The sequence below is a fragment of the Kitasatospora sp. NPDC059973 genome, assembly GCF_042737525.1.
Lineage (GTDB): Bacteria > Actinomycetota > Actinomycetes > Streptomycetales > Streptomycetaceae > Kitasatospora.
Genome location: NZ_JBHWUI010000055.1, coordinates 1 through 16,552 on the forward strand (window position 1 = coordinate 1; position 16,552 = coordinate 16,552).

The window sequence follows — 16,552 nt, forward strand, 5'->3', positions numbered from 1 at the left end:
TGAGTGCCGTGCGGACGCGGTTGCGGCGCTTGGTGGCGGTGGTGGTGGCGGCGGTGGTCTCGTTACGGAGGGTCATGCGGGTCCTTTCGGGGGGGTGTGCGAGCGTGCGGAACCAGGCCCTGGGTGGGGTGGTTTCGTGTCGCGGGGGGTGGGGGCACCGGGTGCGGTGCGGGGTGGTGGGCCCTGCGGTGCGTGGTGGTCGGTGCAACGGGTTCGAAGTTACGGGGGTGGGGTGGGGGTTTCAAGGATTCGTAGGTTTGGGCTGGTGGGTGGGTGGTTACCGGGGGTATGGATCTAGGGATTGGGCTGTTTTGAAGGTGTTTGCCCCGTTTTTCAAGATCGTTTGGGGGGTAGGAGTGGTCCGGGCCACAGGTTTGGGGGTGTGAGGCCGGGCACATCGTCGACGGTGGGTGACGGGGTGTCGGCGGGGGGTGCGGATCGTGGGGGGTGGGGGTCCGGGGTCGGGTGGCGCGCACCACAGCCCTCACCCGACGTGCCCCGTCCGCTCACCCGGCGTGGCCGCCATAGCCTCTGGGCATGAGCAACGAGAGCGATGCAGAGGCCGTCGGCGGCGCCGAGGAGCCGGGGGCGGCGGTCGCGCCCGCCGGGTTCGAGCTGGGGACCGACGGGCCCAAGGTGATCCTGGCGGGGCTGGACGGCTCGGAGTCCTCGTGGCGGGCGACCGCCTACGCGGCCGGGCTCGCCCGGCGGCAGCACGCGACCCTCGCGGTGGCGTACGTCCAGCCCGTCCTCGGGGCGGCCACCGCGCTCGCGGGCGCGGCCGTCGGGGAGACCACGCAGGAGATCGCCGACGAGCTGCTGGCGGCGCTGCGCGAGGCGGAGCGGCGGCTGAGCGACGTCTGGCGGCTGGACTGGCGCTTCCTGACCCTCCGGGGCGACCCGTTCGCGGGCCTCGCGCGGATGGCGGACGAGCTGCGGGCGGACGCCGTGGTGGTCGGCGGCTCCGAGCAGGCCGGGCACCGGGTGATCGGCTCGGTCGCGGTCCGGCTGGTGAAGGCGGGCCGCTGGCCGGTGACCGTGGTGCCGTAAGGGGGAGGGGCGGGGGCCGGCGGACGGCGGAGTTGGACGTGCGGAAGGGCTGCGATCCGGGTGGGACCGGACCGCAGCCCTTCCGGCTGTCGGGAGGTCGCTCAGCCGAGGATGCTGACGCTGTTGCCGCAGATGTTGATCGGGATGCTGATCGGGATCTGGATCTGGTTGCCGGAGAGGACCCCCGGCGAACCGGTGACGACGCCGCTGGCGTAGGCACCGCCGGTGTTGACGCAGGTGGTGCCGGAGGACAACTCGGCGGCGGCGGCGCTGTGCCCGACCCCGTCGCAGTCCCCCGCGAAGGCGGGGCCGGTGGATATGACGGCCAGCGCGGCGGTGAGACCGGCGGCGAGCAGGTACTTCCTGGTGTTGGTCATGCCGGTAGGAATAGCCAGCCGACACGCTGAACCGGACACGATCCGACCGGAGTGCCACCCGATCGGCGCTGCGATCCGACTCGGATGCAGGAACCGGGCCGGCCGGCCGTCACCCGAACGGCGGGCATCGGGCGCGGGCACCGCCGGGCCGCCGGTCCCGGTCCGGGGCCGGGCGCTGTCCCGGTCCGCGGTCGGGGCCGCGATGGGACGCCGGTCCCGTGCGTCCGGGACGTCCGCCGTCCGATGCTCGATGCGCGGGGCCGGTACGACGGCCCCGGGGCGTACCGCCCGACGACCCGCTACGGCTCACGCCACGCAAGGGAGACCGCATGTTCGCGCACTGGGGTACCTTCACCAAGAACGACACCCTCGGAGACTGTCTCGGCGTGGCCCAGAGCGCGCTGCAGCGCCAGGGCTTCCAGGTCTGGGACCTCGCCGGCGACGGCGACTACCAGGTGATCGGCGGCAACTCCGCCGTGATCGCCAATATCGTCTGCGTCCCGCAGTCCGGGAACATCTGGATCACGGTCAGCGCCTACTCCACCGACTCGGCGCTCGCCGAGCGGACCCGGAACGACGTCCGCACCTACATCGTCAACTCGGTCCGGATCGACTGAGACCGGCCGGTTCCGGCTGGGCCCCGGCGCGAGCCGGTCCGCGGGGCGGTGCCACCCGCCCGCCCTCGGGCCGGTTCGTACCCGGCGATAGGGTTCGGGACCATGACGGACACCCCGGTCGCACACCCCCGGAAGCCCGCCCGCCCGACGGCCGGGCCGAGACCCCGCCCGGCGGCGGCAGCGACGGCTGCGGCACCGGTGACGGCGACGCTCGTGGCCGGCCCGCCCGACGGCCCGGCCGGCAGTGACCTGCACCTCGAACTGCCCGCCACCGGCGGCCGCCGCGCCGCGCTGATGGCCGCCCTGCGCGAGGCGATCCGCAGCGGCCGGCTCGCCCCCGGCACCCGGCTGCCGCCGTACCGCTCGCTCGCCGCCGACCTCGGCATCGCCCGCAACACCGCCGCCGACGCCTACGCCGAGCTGGCCGCCGAGGGCTGGCTGACCGCCCGTCAGGGCTCCGGCACCACCGTCGCCGACCGGGCCGAGCCGGTCGCCGCGACCCGGGCCCGCCGGACGTCCCCGTCGCGCCGGCCCGCCCACGACCTGATCCAGGGCCGCCCCGACGCCTCCGCCTTCCCCCGCGCCGACTGGCTCGCCGCCGGCCGCCGGGCGCTCACCTCCGCGCCCAACGAGGCCTTCGGCCCGGGTGACCCGCAGGGCCGCCGCGAGCTGCGGGTCGCCCTCGCCGACTACCTGGCCCGGGCCCGGGGCGTGCGCACCGACCCCGAGCGGATCGTGGTCTGCTCCGGCTTCGCCCACGCGCTGCGGCTGCTGTTCGACGGCGCGGGCGCGGTGCTGGGCGGCCCCGCCGCCGGTCCGCTGGCCGTCGAGGCCTACGGCCTGGGCTTCCACCGGGCGCTGCTGGCCAGGGCGGGGGTGACGACGCTGCCGCTGCCGCTGGACGAGGACGGCGCGCGGATCGACGCGCTCGCGGAGCACCCGACGGTGCGCACGGCGCTGCTCACCCCGGCCCACCAGTTCCCGACCGGCGGCCCGCTGCACGCCGCCCGGCGCGCGGCGGTGATCGACTGGGCGCGCGGGAGCGGCGCGCTGGTACTGGAGGACGACTACGACGGCGAGTTCCGCTACGACCGCCGGCCGGTCGGCGCGGTGCAGGGGCTCGACCCGGAACGGGTGATCTACCTGGGCAGCGTCAGCAAGAGCCTGTCGCCCGCGCTGCGGCTCGGCTGGATGGTGCTGCCCGAACAGCTGGTGGACCGGGTGCTGGCCGTCAAGGGCGAGCGGGAGGCCTGGGCGAGCGCGCTCGACCAGCTGACGCTCGCGGAGTTCATCGAGTCGGGCGGCTACGACCGGCACGTGCGGCGGATGCGCCGGCGCTACCGGGACCGCCGGGACCACCTGCTGGCCGAACTGGCCGTGCGGGCGCCGCACATCGAGGTGTCCGGGATCGCGGCCGGCCTGCACGCGGTGCTCCGGCTCGCGCCCGGCACCGAGCGGTCCGTGCTCAAGGCGGCGGCCTACCGGGGGCTGGCCCTGGACGGGCTGGCGGACTACCGGCACCCGCTGATCGGGCCGGACGCGATGCCCGTGGCGGACGGTCTGGTGGTCGGCTACGCCACGCCGGCCGACCACGCCTACCAGGCGGCCGTCGCCGCGCTCTGCGACGTCCTGCCCGCCCCGCTCTGACCGGGGCCGCCGGCCCGCACGCTCCGGCCCGCACGCTCCGGCCCGCACCCTCCGGCCCCGGGCGGGTGGTGCGGGCCGGAGGGTAAGGGGAAGGGCCGTAGCCGGAGGTGTCGTGGCGTAGTCAATGGCCCGCCGCGTCCGCTCCGCTGTCCTATGCCAGTACGGGCCCGGGCGGAGGCCGGTGCCACGACCGGCGGCGCCGCCTAGGCTCACTGGTCATGCGCAGAACACATGTGAGCCGTCTCGGAATCGCTGCGATCCTGGCCCTCGTCGTCGGTCTGCTCCTCTCGGCCGCTCCCGCCCAGGCGGACACGCCGCTGCTCACGGTCGCCTCCGACCGGGCGACGGCGACCCCGGGCTCCGCGGTCACCCTGACGTTGACGCTGACCAACCCGCACGACACCCCCGTGCGGTTCGTCTACCAGTCCGTCCAGCCGACCTACCAGACCAGCCAGGTCCCCGGTCTGGCGTACGCCTTCTCGTCCTGCGGCGGGGCGGTCAGCGCGTGCGACACCGGCGGCACCAGCGGCCTGGTCCACCACACCGTGCCCGTCGCGGCGGGGGCCTCCACCACCGTGACGCTGACCTACGACATCGCGGCCGGCTCGGCCTGCGGCGCCGGCACGCGGATCGACTTCTACACGTACCTCTACTACGAGTACCAGTCCGGCGCGGCCTCCGACTCCGGCATCTTCGACATCCCCGGCAACGAGGTCGTCTGCTCCTGACCCCGGCCGGTCCGGCCCGCTCGCGCGGGCACCCGTCCCACAGTCCCCCGTCAGGTGCCGGCCGCCCCCGTACCGGCACCTGACGGGCCTTTCGCGTGCGCTGTCGGACCCTCGTGACAGGCTTGCGCGCATGGCCGAACCGCTGACTGACGCGACCGACCGCGCCGCCGCGAGCGCGCCCGCGGGCCTCCCCGCGCGCATGACCGCAGCCGCGAGCACGACCGCCAGCTCCCCGGGCCGGTCCGCCGCCCACCCGGGGGAGCCGGGCCCGCGCGGGCTGCCCGTCCCGCCCGGTGTCGCCGAGGCGATCCTGGCCCGGGCCGACGAGCGGACGGCTCCGCTGGTCCACGGCCTGATGCGGCCCTCGCTGGCGCTCGCCGCCGGGGGCGACGGTCCGCCGGCCGGGGTGCTCGGCGGGCTGCCCGCCCTGCCGGCCGGCACCGGGTGGCCGGAGTTCGCCGGGCGCCCGATGCAGCTGCTGGCCCAGCTCGACTGCGCCGGCCTGGCGGAGGCCTTCCGCACCACCGGCCGGGGCGGTGACTGGCCGCTGCCGACCGCCGGGCTGCTCCTCTTCTTCCACGACGAGTGGCTCTCCGACTTCACCGGCCGTGGCTGCCGCGTCCTGCACGTGCCCGTGGGCGCACCGCCCGGACCGGCCCCGGCCGACGGCCCGGGCACCCCCGCCGTCCCGGCCGTCGAGGTCCGGGCCGAGTGGCGGCTCTCCGCGCCCTCCTACCAGGACCGCGAGCTGGAGAACGTCTTCCCCGACGACTTCATGATCGCCCTCGACCTCGCCGCCGACTTCCGCGACCACCTCGCCGCCCCCGGCGTGCGGGTGCTCGGCTGGTGCGACACCGACACCGGCCGCCCGGCGGGGCACCGGCCGCTGCTGCAGATCGGGAGCCGCGCCCTCGCGGTGGACTGGGGCGAGTGCGTCAACGTGTCGTTCTGGATCACCGACGAGGACTTGGCGGCGGGCCGCTTCGACCGCGTCCGGCACGGCTTCGAGGTCGCCTGAGCGGGCCGGCGAGCGCCGCCCGGAGCGGGCCCGCCACCGCTGCCCGGGCGGGGCCGCCCGGCCGCCACTAGGCTGCTGGAAGAGGTGGGGGCACCCGCCCGCGACCGCCGGTCCGCCCGGCCGAGCGGTCGGACCCCGATCGCCGAACCGGTGGGACGGACGTGGCAGCAGAGGGATCGGCGGCATTCGACGCGGCGGCGCCCGACGGCCCGGAGCCCCCGGTCGGCGAGCTGCTGCGCTCGGTCCGGGCCCACCCCTCGCTGCTGCCCGAGACCCTCGCCGTCTTCGCGGTCCGCCACCGCGGCCCCCGCGCCGCCCGCCGGGTCGCCGCGCTGCGGGCGGCCCACCCGGAGGCGACGCCGCAGGAGCTGGCCGGACTGGCGGTGACGCACGCCCGGCGGGTGAGTCAGAGCGAGGGCGCCTTCGTCGGCGGGCCGTTCATGGTGCTCATCCCCTTCGCGTTCTGCACCGCGCTGCTGGCCCAGGCCCAGCTGTTCCTCGAACTCGCCGCCCTGGCCGGGAGGGACCCGGCCGCCCGGCCCCGGGCCGCCGAGGTCCTGGTGCTCCAGGGCGCCTACCCCGATGTCGCGGCCGCCGGGCGCGCCCTGGACACCGCGCCCGGGCCGTCGGGCGGGCGGCGGCGCGGGCTCTGGTCGCTGCTCCGGCGGATGGCCCGGCTGCTCGGGCTGACCAGTGAGGGGGCCGATCCGCCGCCCTCCCGCTGGCGGACGGCCGGCGGCTGGCTGCTGGTCCTGCTGGTCTTCCTGATCGGGCTGGTCGCGCCGCTGGTCTGGCTGCCCTACATGGGCTTCTCCTACGCCCGGGCGACCGACCGGGTCGGCAGCCGGGCCGTCGACTTCTACTTCGGCGGCGACGTCGCCGGGGCCGCGCTGCGGCGGCGCCGTCGCCGCGCCGACCCGGCGACCGTCGCGGCCACCATCAGGGCGGGGATATCGCTGGTCCTGCCGGTGGGGGCGGTGATCATGCTGCTGCTCGCCGACATCCGGGTCGCGGGCAGCCGGTGGCCGCTGATGTCGATCATCCTGCTCGTGCTGTCCGTCCTGGTCGGCGAGGTCTGGTACCGCCGCCACCGGCGGGCCGCGGCGCAGGGCGGGTGACGGGCCGCCGCCCGGGCGTCCGAGCGGCCGTCACCTGGCGCTTGGCCAGGTGTTCGACACGGGAACACCTGTGCCATCCGCTCGTGCGCCGCCCGCCGGCCCGCGGGCCCGCACGTCGCTCCGTTCGGGTGGAGGGGATCGTTCCGGTGGGCGGGCGATTCGCATGCACAGCAAGTCCGGGATCGGTGGGAGGAACGCACGGGATTCCAACCGCCAGGCGCATCAGATTCACCCTATCGAGGGGTGCTTTGGGGCCGTACGGCTTTGGCCGGGCGCGGGTGATCTAGGGTTCCCGGTGGGTCGCCCCGAGTGGGCGGACACGATCGCGCTCTTTCGCCAACACCCCTTCCCGTACGCGTATCTGATGATCCGTCCCCGGACTCCGGGGCGGGTCGGCGTGACCTTGACCAGATGAAGGAGACCCTGCCGATGCCGGTGGACACGAACCCGGAGACGCAGCAGGTACCGCAGCAGTCGAGCCTGACGACGGCCGCTGCCCGCAACCTCGCCACCACCACCAAGTCCGCGCCGCAGATGCAGGAGATCACCTCCCGCTGGCTGCTCAAGGTGCTCCCCTGGGTCCAGGCCGCCGGTGGCGCCTACCGGGTGAACCGCCGGCTCACCTACACCGTCGGCGACGGCCGGGTGGAGTTCATCAAGACCGGCTCGGAGGTCCGGGTCATCCCCCGTGAGCTCGGGGAGCTCGCCCTGCTGCGCGGCTTCGACGACGACGGGGTGCTGACGGCCCTCGCCGACCGCTGCGAGCAGCGCGACTTCGGCCCCGGCGAGGTGCTGGCCGAGCGGGGCACCGAGGCGGACCGCATCTACCTGATCGCCCACGGCAAGATCAACCAGATCGGCACCGGCAAGTACGGCGACGAGACGGTGGTCGGCGTGCTCGGCGACGGCGACCGCTTCGGCGAGCACGCCGTGCTCGACCCGGACGCCGTCTGGGAGTTCACCGCCACCACGGTGACCGCCGGCACCGTGCTCTCGCTGCCGAGGCGCGAGTTCCAGGCCATCCGGGACGGCTCGCCCGCGCTCCAGCGGCACCTGGAGGAGTTCCTGGCCCTGCCGCTCCAGCGCCAGAACGAGCGCGGCGAGGCCGAGATCGCCATGTCGGCGGGCCACCACGGCGAGTACGAGCTGCCCGGCGCCTTCGTGGACTACGAGCTGAAGCCGCGCGAGTACGAGCTGAGCGTCGCCCAGACGGTGCTGAAGGTGCACAGCCGGGTCGCCGACCTCTACAACCAGCCGATGAACCAGACCGAGCACCAGCTCCGGCTGACCATCGAGGCGCTGCGCGAGCGCCAGGAGTACGAGCTGGTCAACAACCCGGAGTTCGGCCTGCTCAACAACGCCGACTTCTCGCAGCGGATCCAGACCCACTCGGGCCCGCCCACCCCGGACGACCTCGACGAGCTGCTGAGCCGCCGCCGCGACCCCGACTACCTGCTCGCCCACCCGCGCGCGATCGCGGCGATCGGCCGCGAGCTGAACTCCCGCGGGCTCTACCCCCACCATGTCGACCTCGGCGGGCAGCAGGTGCCGGCCTGGCGCGGGGTACCGATCCTGCCGTGCAGCAAGATCCCGATCACCAAGGAGAACACCAGCTCGATCCTGGTGATCCGGACGGGCGAGGACAACCAGGGCGTCATCGGCCTGCACCAGACCGGCATCCCGGACGAGTACCAGCCGAGCCTCTCGGTGCGCTTCATGGGCATCAGCGAGAAGGCGATCATCTCGTACCTGGTCAGCGCCTACTACTCGGCCGCGATCCTGGTGCCGGACGCGGTCGGCGTCCTGGAGAACGTCGAGATCGCGCACGGTCGCCACTGAACAACGGCCCGATCGGGCGCGGGCGGGCCGTAACCGGCCCACCGCAAGATCGTTTCACCTGACGTCGGACGGCCCGCCCCTCAAAGGCGGGCCGTCCGATGTCGCCCCTCCCGGCGCCGACCGGGCTCCAGGACGGGGCCGACTCCCGACGAGGACAACTCCCCACGAACGCGGACCTCCTGACGATGCGAGAGATACATGGAGCCCCTGGCGCAGCCCCGGCGGGCACGGCGGATACCGGTGGACGGGCCGTCGTGACCGCAGACCTGATCGTCGTGAGCAAGGGCGCTTCCGGGCGCCGGGCCCGGCTGGCCGGCGCGGCGGCCGGGGTGGCCGCCCTCTGCGCGCTGCTGAGCGGCGCGGCCGGTGCCGCCCGGACCTCCGAGCACCACGGCGGGGGCGACCCGCACGGGCCGGTCGTCGAGACCTGTGTCTCCACCGGCACGGACGTGTCGGTGTCGGTCGGCCGAGGTGGCGTGGGCGTCGATGTCGATGTCGACGTGGAGGTGGGCCTCTCGGTCGACCTCTCCGGAGTGCTGCACCACCCCGGTCCGCACCCGAAGCCCAGTCACCCGCCCTGGCACCACCACCACCCGTGCCCGAGCCCCACCCCGACGCCCAAGCCGAGCCCGACGCCGACACCCACCCCGACGCCGACGCCGACGCCGACGCCGACTCCCACCCCCACCCCGACGCCGACGCCGATCCACCCGCCGACGCCGGAGCCGAAGCCCACCCCGACGCCGACCCCCGCGCCGGTGCCGCCGCCCGCCCCGACGCCGAGGCCCACCCCGCCGCCCGCGTCGACCAGGCCCGTGCCGAAGCCCACGCCGAAGCCGACCGCGGCACCGGTCGTGCCACCGGCCCCCGCGCCCGAGCCGCCCTCGCCGACCGCCACGCCGAGCCCGGCGGCCGTCGAAGCGAAGCCGCGGCCCGTGGTCAAGCCCGTCCGGGTGCCGCTGGCGGCCCCGCCGGTGCCCGCTCCGGAGCGCCACCATGGCAGCTCGCCGACCCGGACGATGCTGCTCGTCACCGTGCCCGCCGTGCTCGCCGCGGCGGCCCTGCGCCCGCGCGGCCGGTCCGGCCGGGGCGGCTCCGGCCGCTCCTGAGGCACCCGGCCCCCGAGGCGGCCCGGCCCGGCCGGCCGCCTTCGACCGCCCGGCCGTCCGGTGAACGGGTGACGGCCGGGCCCGATACAGAGAACCCGAGCTGAAGAAGGGAGTTCCCATGTCCGAGTGGTTGGCGCTGGCCATCGCCATGTCGGCGGCCTGCGCCGTCGTGGTGGCGGTGGTGCTGCTGAGGCACCGCAGGGTCAGTGAGGAGGAGGACACCGACGAGACGCCCGACGTCATCGAGTACATGACGATGATGATCGGCGTGGTCTACGCGATCGTGCTCGGCCTGGCCATCGCCGGCGTCTGGGAGGCGCGCGGCGCCGCCCAGGACGACGTGGCGCGCGAGGCGCAGTCGCTGCACGAGGTGAGCGAGCGCGCCCAGATCTATCCGGTCGAGTTCCGCGACAAGGTCCGCGCCGATGTGGACGCCTACGTCTCCTACGTGGTCGACACCGAGTGGACGTACATGCGCGAGCACGGCGAGATCTCCGAGCGCGGCACCGAGTTACTCGACAAGCTCCGCACCGACGTCGCCACCCGCACGCCGGCCAGCGATCTGGAGGCCCAGGCCTACCAGCCGATCATGGACCGGATCAGCACCGTCGACGACGCCCGCAGCGCCCGCGGCCAGAACGCCGGGCCGACCATGCCGGGCGTGGTCTGGTTCGGCCTGATCGTCGGAGCCGTGGTGACCGTCGGCATGGTGTTCGCGCTGCAGATCCGGCGCTCGCCGCGGGAGTTGCTGCTGGCGGGGGCGTTCAGCGCGCTGATCGCCTTCCTGCTCTTCCTGATCTGGGACTTCGACGATCCGTTCGGCCGGAGCGTCTCGGTGACCACCCAGACGTTCACCGACCTGTTCCCGACCCTGGGCGGTGGCGACTGAGCGTCACGCGGACCGGCGTTCCTTCGATAATCTGATCCGGCCGTCGGGGGTCGGTCCCGTCGGGCGCATCGAGAGGATCGTCAGTCGTGACCTACCCGCCGCCCCAGCAGGGCGCGCCCTACCCGCCCCGACGCCCCCAGGTCGCCTGGTGGTGGCTGCCCGAGAAGGAGCGCCGCCGGCGCCGCAAGCAGCGCGAGGAGTGGCGGGCGTACCAGCGGCAGAAGGGCAAGAAGAACGACAACGACTGCTCGGACGCCTGCGACTGCTGCGACCTCGGGGACCCGTGCCTGATCGCGCTCGTCCCGGTGATGATGGCCGCGGGCCTGCGGTTCGCCCTCGGCGGCGGCCGCGGACGGCGCGGCGCGGCCGCCGATCCGTCGGCGCCCGCCCCGGCCGGCTTCGCGGCGGGCGTGCTGTACGGGGCGGTGCGGTACTACCGGAGCGAGATCAGCCCCCGGCGACCGGCCTGCTGCCCGTACACGCCGTCCTGTTCGACCTATGCCGTCCAGGCGCTGCACCGGCACGGCGCCGTGCGCGGGGCGCGGCTGACCGCCGGGCGGCTGCTCCGCTGCCGCCCGGGCACGGCGCGCCGCGGCGGGGCGGACCCGGTGCCGGGACGGTAGGGCCCGTCGCGAGGAGCGGTGGCGCAGGGGCCGCGCGGATCACGCTGATCCGCGCGGCCCCTGCCCGGTGGTGCGTCAGCGCAGGCTGCTGTCGATCGCGTTCAGCAGGGTGCCGGAGGCGTCGTCGTTCTCCAGGGAGAAGGCGAACATCCCGGCCAGGCCCTTGCTCTTGGCGTACGCCCCCCGGGCCTGGATGGCCTGCGGGGTGTCACCCGTCCAGAAGTTGGTCCCGTCGTAGACCCAGGAGGTCTCCGTCACCGGGTCCCAGTGGGTGTTCGCGGCACTGGCGTTGAGCTCCTTCCAGGCGGCCAGGCCGGCCTCGGCGCTCAGCGGCTTGGCCGGGGTCGGACCGGTCGCGCTCTGGTACAGGCCGTAGTTCGAGCCGGCCGGTACGCCCGTCCAGCCGCGCCAGTAGAACGGGATGCCCAGCACCAGCTTGTTGGTCGGGAAGCCGCCCGCGATGCCGTACTCCGGCAGGCCGGTGGTGTACGCGGCGAGGGTGGTGTCCACGTTGTACTTGCGGGTGCCCGGAGTGATCGGCGTGGTCGGGTCGGCCGGGCTGTCGTGCAGCGGGTCCTGGTGGTTGGTCGGGCCCTTGGCGTCCCAGGCGCCGTGCATGTCGTAGGTCATGACGTCGGCGTAGTCCAGGTAGGCGCCGATCTTGTCGGTCTCCAGCTGCGCGATCTTGTCCTGGCCGCTGGGCAGCGCGGCGGTCAGCAGGAACCGCTTGCCCTGGGCGTTGCCGAGGGCGTCCAGCTGGGTGCGGAACTCCTTCAGCAGCAGGGTGAAGTTCTGCTTGTCGGCGGCGGAGTAGTGGTTGCCGGTGTGGCCGCCGGCCGAGCCCGGGTACTCCCAGTCGAGGTCCACGCCGTCGAAGAGTCCGGCCGCCGAGGCCTGGCCGCCCGAGGCGTCACCGGCCACGCCGGTCGGCAGGTTGCCCTTGAGGAACATGTCCACGCAGGAGGAGACGAAGGCCTTGCGGGAGGCGTCCGTCGCGGCCGCGTCCGAGAAGTACTTGGAGTACGTCCAGCCGCCGATCGAGATGGTGAACCGCAGGTTCGGGTACTTGGCCTTCAGCTGGCGCAGCTGGTTGAAGTTGCCCTTGAGCGGCTGCTCCCAGGTGTCGCTGCTGCCGTCCACGCTGGCCGCGCCGTTGTAGTCGGCCTGGTAGTCGGCGTAGGCGTCCCCGGCGCCGTCCCCGGCGTTGGGGTTGGACTCGTTGGCCGAGTCGGAGGCCTTCACGGCCTGGAAGCAGGTGTGCGTGGTGGGGTGGATGTTGGCGAAGGCGTAGGTGATCACGTCCAGCTTGCCCGCCGCGCCGCTGGTGTCCACGTTCTTCGCGTGGTACGCGTTCTCGTAGACGCCCCACTGGTCGAAGTAGGCCGAGCGGAACGGGCTCGCGGCCGGGGCGGGCGCGGTGGTGGTGCCCACCGGCGCGGACTGCGCGGAGGCGTGGCTGCCCGAGTAGCCCTGGACGGTGAACCGGTAGTTGGTGCTCGGCAGCAGCGAGCTGACGGCCACCGAGGTGCCCATCGAGGTCGCGACCAGCTGGCTGCCCGAGTAGACCTTGTAGGCGACCGGGCCGTCGCCGCCGGTCAGCGTGGACGGCTGCCAGCTGAGCACCACGGCGTTGCCGGTGACCTTGCCGACGGTGAGCCCGCCGGGCACGGTGACCTTGCCGTCCCCGGCCGGGCCGGTGCCCGTCGCCGTGGCGGTGGCCGTCGCGGTGGGACTGGTGGTCGCCGTCGGGCTGTTCGAGGCCGTCGGGCTGGTGCTCGCGGTGGGGCTGTTCGAGGCGGTCGGGCTGGTGCTCGCCGTCGGACTGCTGGTCGCGGTCGGGCTGCTGGTCGCCGTGGGGCTGCCGGTCGCGGTCGGGCTGCTGCTGCTGGTCGGCCCGGCCGGGCCGGTCAGGCTGAGGTCGTCCGCCCGGTAGGTGCCGGTGCCGTACCAGCCGTGCGTGAACACCGTCACCGAGGTGGTGGCGGCGCCGGTGGTGAAGGTGCTGCTCAGCTGCGTCCAGCCGGTCGCGTTGGGCGTCCAGGAGGAGGAGTTGACCCCGGTCCCGGTCGCGCCCAGGTAGACGTAGCTGCCCTGGACCCAGCCCGACAGGGTGTACTGGGTGTTGGGCAGCACGGTCACGGTCTGCTGGCACTGCGCGGTGTCGGAGGCCGAGGCCGCCCCGCTGAGCGCGTAGCTCCCGCCGTGCACCGGCGTGGTGACGACGGATCCGTTGACGCAGGTCCAGCCGGCCAGCGAGCCGGTCTCCAGACCGGCGTTGGCGAGCAGGTTGACGGGCGCCGCGGAGGCCGTGTTCAGGGAGAGCGCGAGGGCGGCGGTGCCGGTGGTGAGCGTGGCCGCCAGGGCCAGCGCGGTGGCTCGCCGGCGTGGTGCGGCGGCCCGGCGCTCGGCGGGGCGCGCGGGCGTGACTCGGTCGTGCATGCGGTGTCCTCCGGATGAGTGGGGGTTCCGGCGGTGCGGTGGCCCGGGTGGGCCGAAGGGAGCCGAGCCGAGCGCTGTGGGGGCGCGCGGGCGGGGTGACACATGCTTCGGTACGACGCGTCGACACCGTCGGGCCGGGCCCGTACGCATCGACGACATCACAGATTGGACTGGACCAATATTCGCCGTCAAGGGTGTCCGCCCGCTGGACGGTCGGCGGCCCCCGCGCCGGTACGGTGGCGTACGGAGCAGCCCCGCCGAACGGAGGACGAGCCATGGACAGCCAGGACTGGAACGACCGCTACGCCGCGAGCGAGCTGGTCTGGGGCGCCGAGCCCAACCGCTGGGTGGTCGGCGAGCTGACCGGCCGCACTCCCGGCCGCGCCCTGGACGTCGCGGCCGGCGAGGGGCGCAACAGCATCTGGCTCGCCCGGCAGGGCTGGCGGGTGACCGGCCTCGACTTCTCCGCCGTCGCCCTGGAGCGCGCCGAGCGGCTCACCGCGGACCTGCCCGACGAGGTCGCCGACCGGCTCACCTGGCGCCACGACGACGCCCGCGGCTTCCCGCTCCCGGCCGAGGGCTACGACCTGGTGCTGGTCGCCTACCTCCAGCTCCCCGCCGCCGACCGCCGCACCGCGCTGCGCCGGGCCGCCGCCGCGCTCGCCCCCGGCGCCACCCTGCTGGTGGTCGGCCACGACAGCAGCAACCTCACCGAAGGGGTCGGCGGCCCGCAGGACCCGCGCGTCCTCTTCACCCCGGACGACGTGCTCGCCGACCTCGCCGACGCCGGGCTGCGGACCGTCCGCGCCGAGCGGGTGCTCCGCCCGGTGGCCGCGGAGGCCGGCCACCGCGACGGGGCTACCGGCGGGCGCGCTGCCGCGGTCGACGCCCTGGTGCGGCTGGAGCGGCCGTTGGAGCGGCCGTAGCGGGGGTTCGTCGGCGCCGCCGGGCGCCGCGTGCGGGACCGGCGCCGGAGCCCGCGTGCGCAATTGCGGCCGGGACGCCGGTGGGTCGTCGCGAATCCCTCCGTGTCCGGATGATGTGGTGTTGATCGTCGGAGCGGGGTACGGGATTCCCAGGACCGACCCTGCGCACCCGGGAATCTCTACAGTGCTGTAGATTCAGGACGCAGGGCGGAGCAACGAGGAGGACGCGATGAGCGTTTCGCTGGCCAAGGGGCAGAAGCTGAGCCTGGAGAAGCCGGGCGGGGGGCAGCTGGGCGTGGTGCGGATGGGCCTCGGCTGGCGGGCCGCCCAGCGGAAGGGGTTCTTCGCCAAGCTGTTGGCCTCGCAGGAGATCGACCTGGACGCCTCGGCGGTGCTGTTCGCCGCCGGCAAGCCGGTGGACGTGGTCTTCTTCCAGCACCTCACCAGCAACGACGGTTCGGTGCGGCACAGCGGGGACAACCTGACCGGCGGCGCCGGCGACGCCACCGACGACGAGTCGATCACGGTGGACCTCACCAGGGTGCCGAGCGAGGTCGACCAGATCCTGTTCACCGTCAACTCCTTCACCGGGCAGACCTTCCAGGAGGTCGAGAACGCCTTCTGTCGGCTGGTCGACGAGCAGACCGGCGCCGAGCTGGCCCGGTACACGCTCACCGGCGGCGGCCCGTACACCGCCCAGATCATGGCCAAGGTGCAGCGCACGGCCGGTGGTTGGCAGATGGCCGCGATCGGCCAGCCGGCCAGCGGGCGGACCTTCCAGGACCTGATGCCGGAGCTGGCCAAGCACCTCTGACGGTGCGCCGCGGGCCCGCCCGCGCCGCACCGCCCGCGACCGGCCGTCCGGTCGGTCCGTCGACCGGCGGCGCGGGGGCCGTCCGATCTCCCCCCGGACGGGCCCCGCGCCCGCTGTCCCCGTCCCGCGCGGTCGCGCGGACGGCCCTCCGGTCCGCCGCCGTTGCCCGGTCGGGTGCACTTCCCCGATATCCCTGCGGCCCACTCACCGCGTCCGCTAACACTGGCCGCATGGACGATGACGCTGCGCAGCTGCCGGGGCACCTCACCATCCGGGTCGCGCACACCGACGACCCGGTCGCGGCCGTGGCGGGTCTGGAGGCGTGGGCCTCCCGGGAGCGGTATCCGAGCCTGATGATGATGGCGCCCGCCTTCGGCAGCCTGGAGCGCACCCCCGAGGGGACCTGGCGGATCCTCGGCTACCGCGCGACCACCCCGCAGATGGCCCGCGACGACCTCGGCCACCAGTTCCGCTGCTGGGCGCGGGCCGAGCGCGGCGCCCGGTTCGCCGCCACCTGGGACATCACCGACGAGGAGCGGGCCGCCTACACGGCGGCGTACCGGCGGATGGAGTGGGAGGCGCTCGACGAGATCACCGTCGCCGGGCGGGAGTACCGGATCTTCCGGGCCGAACAGGTGCTGCGCTCGGGCCCCGAGGGCATCGAACCGCCGCGCCCCACCGACCCGGACCCGGCCGCCGTCGGCCAGGCCTACCGGCTGCCGTCCCGGGTCGACGGCTTCGTCGTCGACCCCGGTGCCGACGTCACCCTGGTCGACGGGATCCTGCGGCTGGACATGATGACGCTGGTGCCGGTCGGCCGGGGCATCCCCGAGAACGTCCGCGCCGACGCCCGGCACGCCTCCAGCCGCTACCCCAAGGTGTTCGTGCTCCCGGTGCACTGCGCCGTCGCCGAGTACGAGGACGGCCACTGGGGCCCGATGACCGGGGCCTACGAGACCCCGCAGGCCGCCCGCGACAGTCTCGCCGCCTACCTGCGCGACTTCGCCCCGCGGCTGCTGCCGGACCTCGGCGAGGACGAGCGCGCCCGGTACGCCGCCGCCGCCGACCGGCTGGACGCCGAGCGCGGACACGAACTCCGGGCGGCCGACCGGCGGTTCCGGCTGGTGCGGGTCGAGCCGGTGCTCCGTCTCGGCCCCGACGGGCCCGAACGGCCGCGGCCCTCCGACTGGGACCCGGACCTCCCGGTCAAGGCCCAGGAGGAGCAGGACCGGGCGGCCGGCCGTTACCCGGACGACGAGGACGAGGACGACGAGGACTGAACGGCCGCCGGCCCGGTGCGCCCGCTGATCGGGGCGCCCGGGCCGGGGTCACGCGTGCTCCGTGCGTGCTCGGTTCGT

General features: G+C 74.6%; 15 protein-coding genes. 13 read left to right on the forward strand and 2 right to left on the reverse strand.

Features of this window, described 5'->3' with window-relative positions; all coding sequences use genetic code 11:
- Window positions 1-537 precede the first annotated feature (537 nt).
- Window positions 538-1,050, forward strand: a complete 513-nt coding sequence (locus tag ACFWA9_RS17115) for a universal stress protein (RefSeq protein WP_352290890.1) — start codon at window positions 538-540, stop codon at window positions 1,048-1,050.
- Between the two features lie 101 nt (window positions 1,051-1,151).
- Here the strand turns inward: ACFWA9_RS17115 and ACFWA9_RS17120 are convergent, their stop codons facing one another.
- Window positions 1,152-1,427, reverse strand: coding sequence for a chaplin family protein (locus ACFWA9_RS17120; RefSeq protein ID WP_352290891.1), 276 nt, complete (start codon window positions 1,425-1,427; stop codon window positions 1,152-1,154).
- A 329-nt stretch (window positions 1,428-1,756) separates the two neighbouring features.
- Here ACFWA9_RS17120 and ACFWA9_RS17125 point away from each other — a divergent pair, with 329 nt between their 5' ends.
- The 9 genes from ACFWA9_RS17125 (at window position 1,757) to yidD (ending at window position 11,015) form a co-directional block, all read left to right on the forward strand.
- Window positions 1,757-2,044: a hypothetical protein gene (locus ACFWA9_RS17125; RefSeq protein ID WP_329491211.1), complete on the forward strand. Its 288-nt coding sequence runs from the start codon at window positions 1,757-1,759 to the stop codon at window positions 2,042-2,044.
- Between the two features lie 102 nt (window positions 2,045-2,146).
- Entirely contained in the window at window positions 2,147-3,691 is a 1,545-nt protein-coding gene (locus ACFWA9_RS17130; RefSeq protein ID WP_380387953.1) for a PLP-dependent aminotransferase family protein, read from the forward strand.
- A 218-nt stretch (window positions 3,692-3,909) separates the two neighbouring features.
- Window positions 3,910-4,419: a hypothetical protein gene (locus tag ACFWA9_RS17135; protein WP_352290893.1), complete on the forward strand. Its 510-nt coding sequence runs from the start codon at window positions 3,910-3,912 to the stop codon at window positions 4,417-4,419.
- A 130-nt stretch (window positions 4,420-4,549) separates the two neighbouring features.
- Window positions 4,550-5,437, forward strand: coding sequence for a DUF1963 domain-containing protein (locus ACFWA9_RS17140; protein WP_380387955.1), 888 nt, complete (start codon window positions 4,550-4,552; stop codon window positions 5,435-5,437).
- A gap of 161 nt (window positions 5,438-5,598) precedes the next feature.
- Entirely contained in the window at window positions 5,599-6,555 is a 957-nt protein-coding gene (locus ACFWA9_RS17145; protein WP_380387957.1) for a hypothetical protein, read from the forward strand.
- A 429-nt stretch (window positions 6,556-6,984) separates the two neighbouring features.
- Window positions 6,985-8,394 (forward strand): family 2B encapsulin nanocompartment shell protein, encoded by a 1,410-nt coding sequence (locus tag ACFWA9_RS17150; RefSeq protein ID WP_352290942.1) that lies wholly within the window; start codon window positions 6,985-6,987, stop codon window positions 8,392-8,394.
- A 254-nt stretch (window positions 8,395-8,648) separates the two neighbouring features.
- Window positions 8,649-9,503: a hypothetical protein gene (locus ACFWA9_RS17155; RefSeq protein WP_380387959.1), complete on the forward strand. Its 855-nt coding sequence runs from the start codon at window positions 8,649-8,651 to the stop codon at window positions 9,501-9,503.
- Window positions 9,504-9,621: 118 nt separating this feature from the next.
- Window positions 9,622-10,392, forward strand: a complete 771-nt coding sequence (locus ACFWA9_RS17160) for a hypothetical protein (protein WP_329491217.1) — start codon at window positions 9,622-9,624, stop codon at window positions 10,390-10,392.
- Window positions 10,393-10,478: 86 nt separating this feature from the next.
- Entirely contained in the window at window positions 10,479-11,015 is a 537-nt protein-coding gene (yidD, locus tag ACFWA9_RS17165; protein ID WP_352290897.1) for a membrane protein insertion efficiency factor YidD, read from the forward strand.
- A gap of 75 nt (window positions 11,016-11,090) precedes the next feature.
- Here the strand turns inward: yidD and ACFWA9_RS17170 are convergent, their stop codons facing one another.
- Window positions 11,091-13,454, reverse strand: a complete 2,364-nt coding sequence (locus ACFWA9_RS17170) for a glycosyl hydrolase family 18 protein (RefSeq protein WP_380387961.1) — start codon at window positions 13,452-13,454, stop codon at window positions 11,091-11,093.
- Between the two features lie 275 nt (window positions 13,455-13,729).
- Between ACFWA9_RS17170 and ACFWA9_RS17175 the strand changes: the two genes are divergently transcribed.
- The 3 genes from ACFWA9_RS17175 (at window position 13,730) to ACFWA9_RS17185 (ending at window position 16,474) form a co-directional block, all read left to right on the forward strand.
- Window positions 13,730-14,380, forward strand: a complete 651-nt coding sequence (locus ACFWA9_RS17175; RefSeq protein WP_380387963.1) for a class I SAM-dependent methyltransferase — start codon at window positions 13,730-13,732, stop codon at window positions 14,378-14,380.
- A gap of 229 nt (window positions 14,381-14,609) precedes the next feature.
- Window positions 14,610-15,194 (forward strand): TerD family protein, encoded by a 585-nt coding sequence (locus ACFWA9_RS17180; RefSeq protein WP_329491221.1) that lies wholly within the window; start codon window positions 14,610-14,612, stop codon window positions 15,192-15,194.
- Between the two features lie 230 nt (window positions 15,195-15,424).
- Window positions 15,425-16,474: a DUF5954 family protein gene (locus ACFWA9_RS17185; RefSeq protein WP_380387965.1), complete on the forward strand. Its 1,050-nt coding sequence runs from the start codon at window positions 15,425-15,427 to the stop codon at window positions 16,472-16,474.
- Window positions 16,475-16,552: the final 78 nt, after the last annotated feature.

What these genes read in the sequence shown, in the direction of transcription:
- ACFWA9_RS17115 (WP_352290890.1), top strand. Translation starts at nt 538, where the DNA reads ATGAGCAACGAGAGCGATGCAGAGGCCGTCGGCGGCGCCGAGGAGCCG.
- ACFWA9_RS17120 (WP_352290891.1), bottom strand. Translation starts at nt 1,427, where the DNA reads ATGACCAACACCAGGAAGTACCTGCTCGCCGCCGGTCTCACCGCCGCG.
- ACFWA9_RS17125 (WP_329491211.1), top strand. Translation starts at nt 1,757, where the DNA reads ATGTTCGCGCACTGGGGTACCTTCACCAAGAACGACACCCTCGGAGAC.
- ACFWA9_RS17130 (WP_380387953.1), top strand. Translation starts at nt 2,147, where the DNA reads ATGACGGACACCCCGGTCGCACACCCCCGGAAGCCCGCCCGCCCGACG.
- ACFWA9_RS17135 (WP_352290893.1), top strand. Translation starts at nt 3,910, where the DNA reads ATGCGCAGAACACATGTGAGCCGTCTCGGAATCGCTGCGATCCTGGCC.
- ACFWA9_RS17140 (WP_380387955.1), top strand. Translation starts at nt 4,550, where the DNA reads ATGGCCGAACCGCTGACTGACGCGACCGACCGCGCCGCCGCGAGCGCG.
- ACFWA9_RS17150 (WP_352290942.1), top strand. Translation starts at nt 6,985, where the DNA reads ATGCCGGTGGACACGAACCCGGAGACGCAGCAGGTACCGCAGCAGTCG.
- ACFWA9_RS17160 (WP_329491217.1), top strand. Translation starts at nt 9,622, where the DNA reads ATGTCCGAGTGGTTGGCGCTGGCCATCGCCATGTCGGCGGCCTGCGCC.
- ACFWA9_RS17170 (WP_380387961.1), bottom strand. Translation starts at nt 13,454, where the DNA reads ATGCACGACCGAGTCACGCCCGCGCGCCCCGCCGAGCGCCGGGCCGCC.
- ACFWA9_RS17175 (WP_380387963.1), top strand. Translation starts at nt 13,730, where the DNA reads ATGGACAGCCAGGACTGGAACGACCGCTACGCCGCGAGCGAGCTGGTC.
- ACFWA9_RS17180 (WP_329491221.1), top strand. Translation starts at nt 14,610, where the DNA reads ATGAGCGTTTCGCTGGCCAAGGGGCAGAAGCTGAGCCTGGAGAAGCCG.
- ACFWA9_RS17185 (WP_380387965.1), top strand. Translation starts at nt 15,425, where the DNA reads ATGGACGATGACGCTGCGCAGCTGCCGGGGCACCTCACCATCCGGGTC.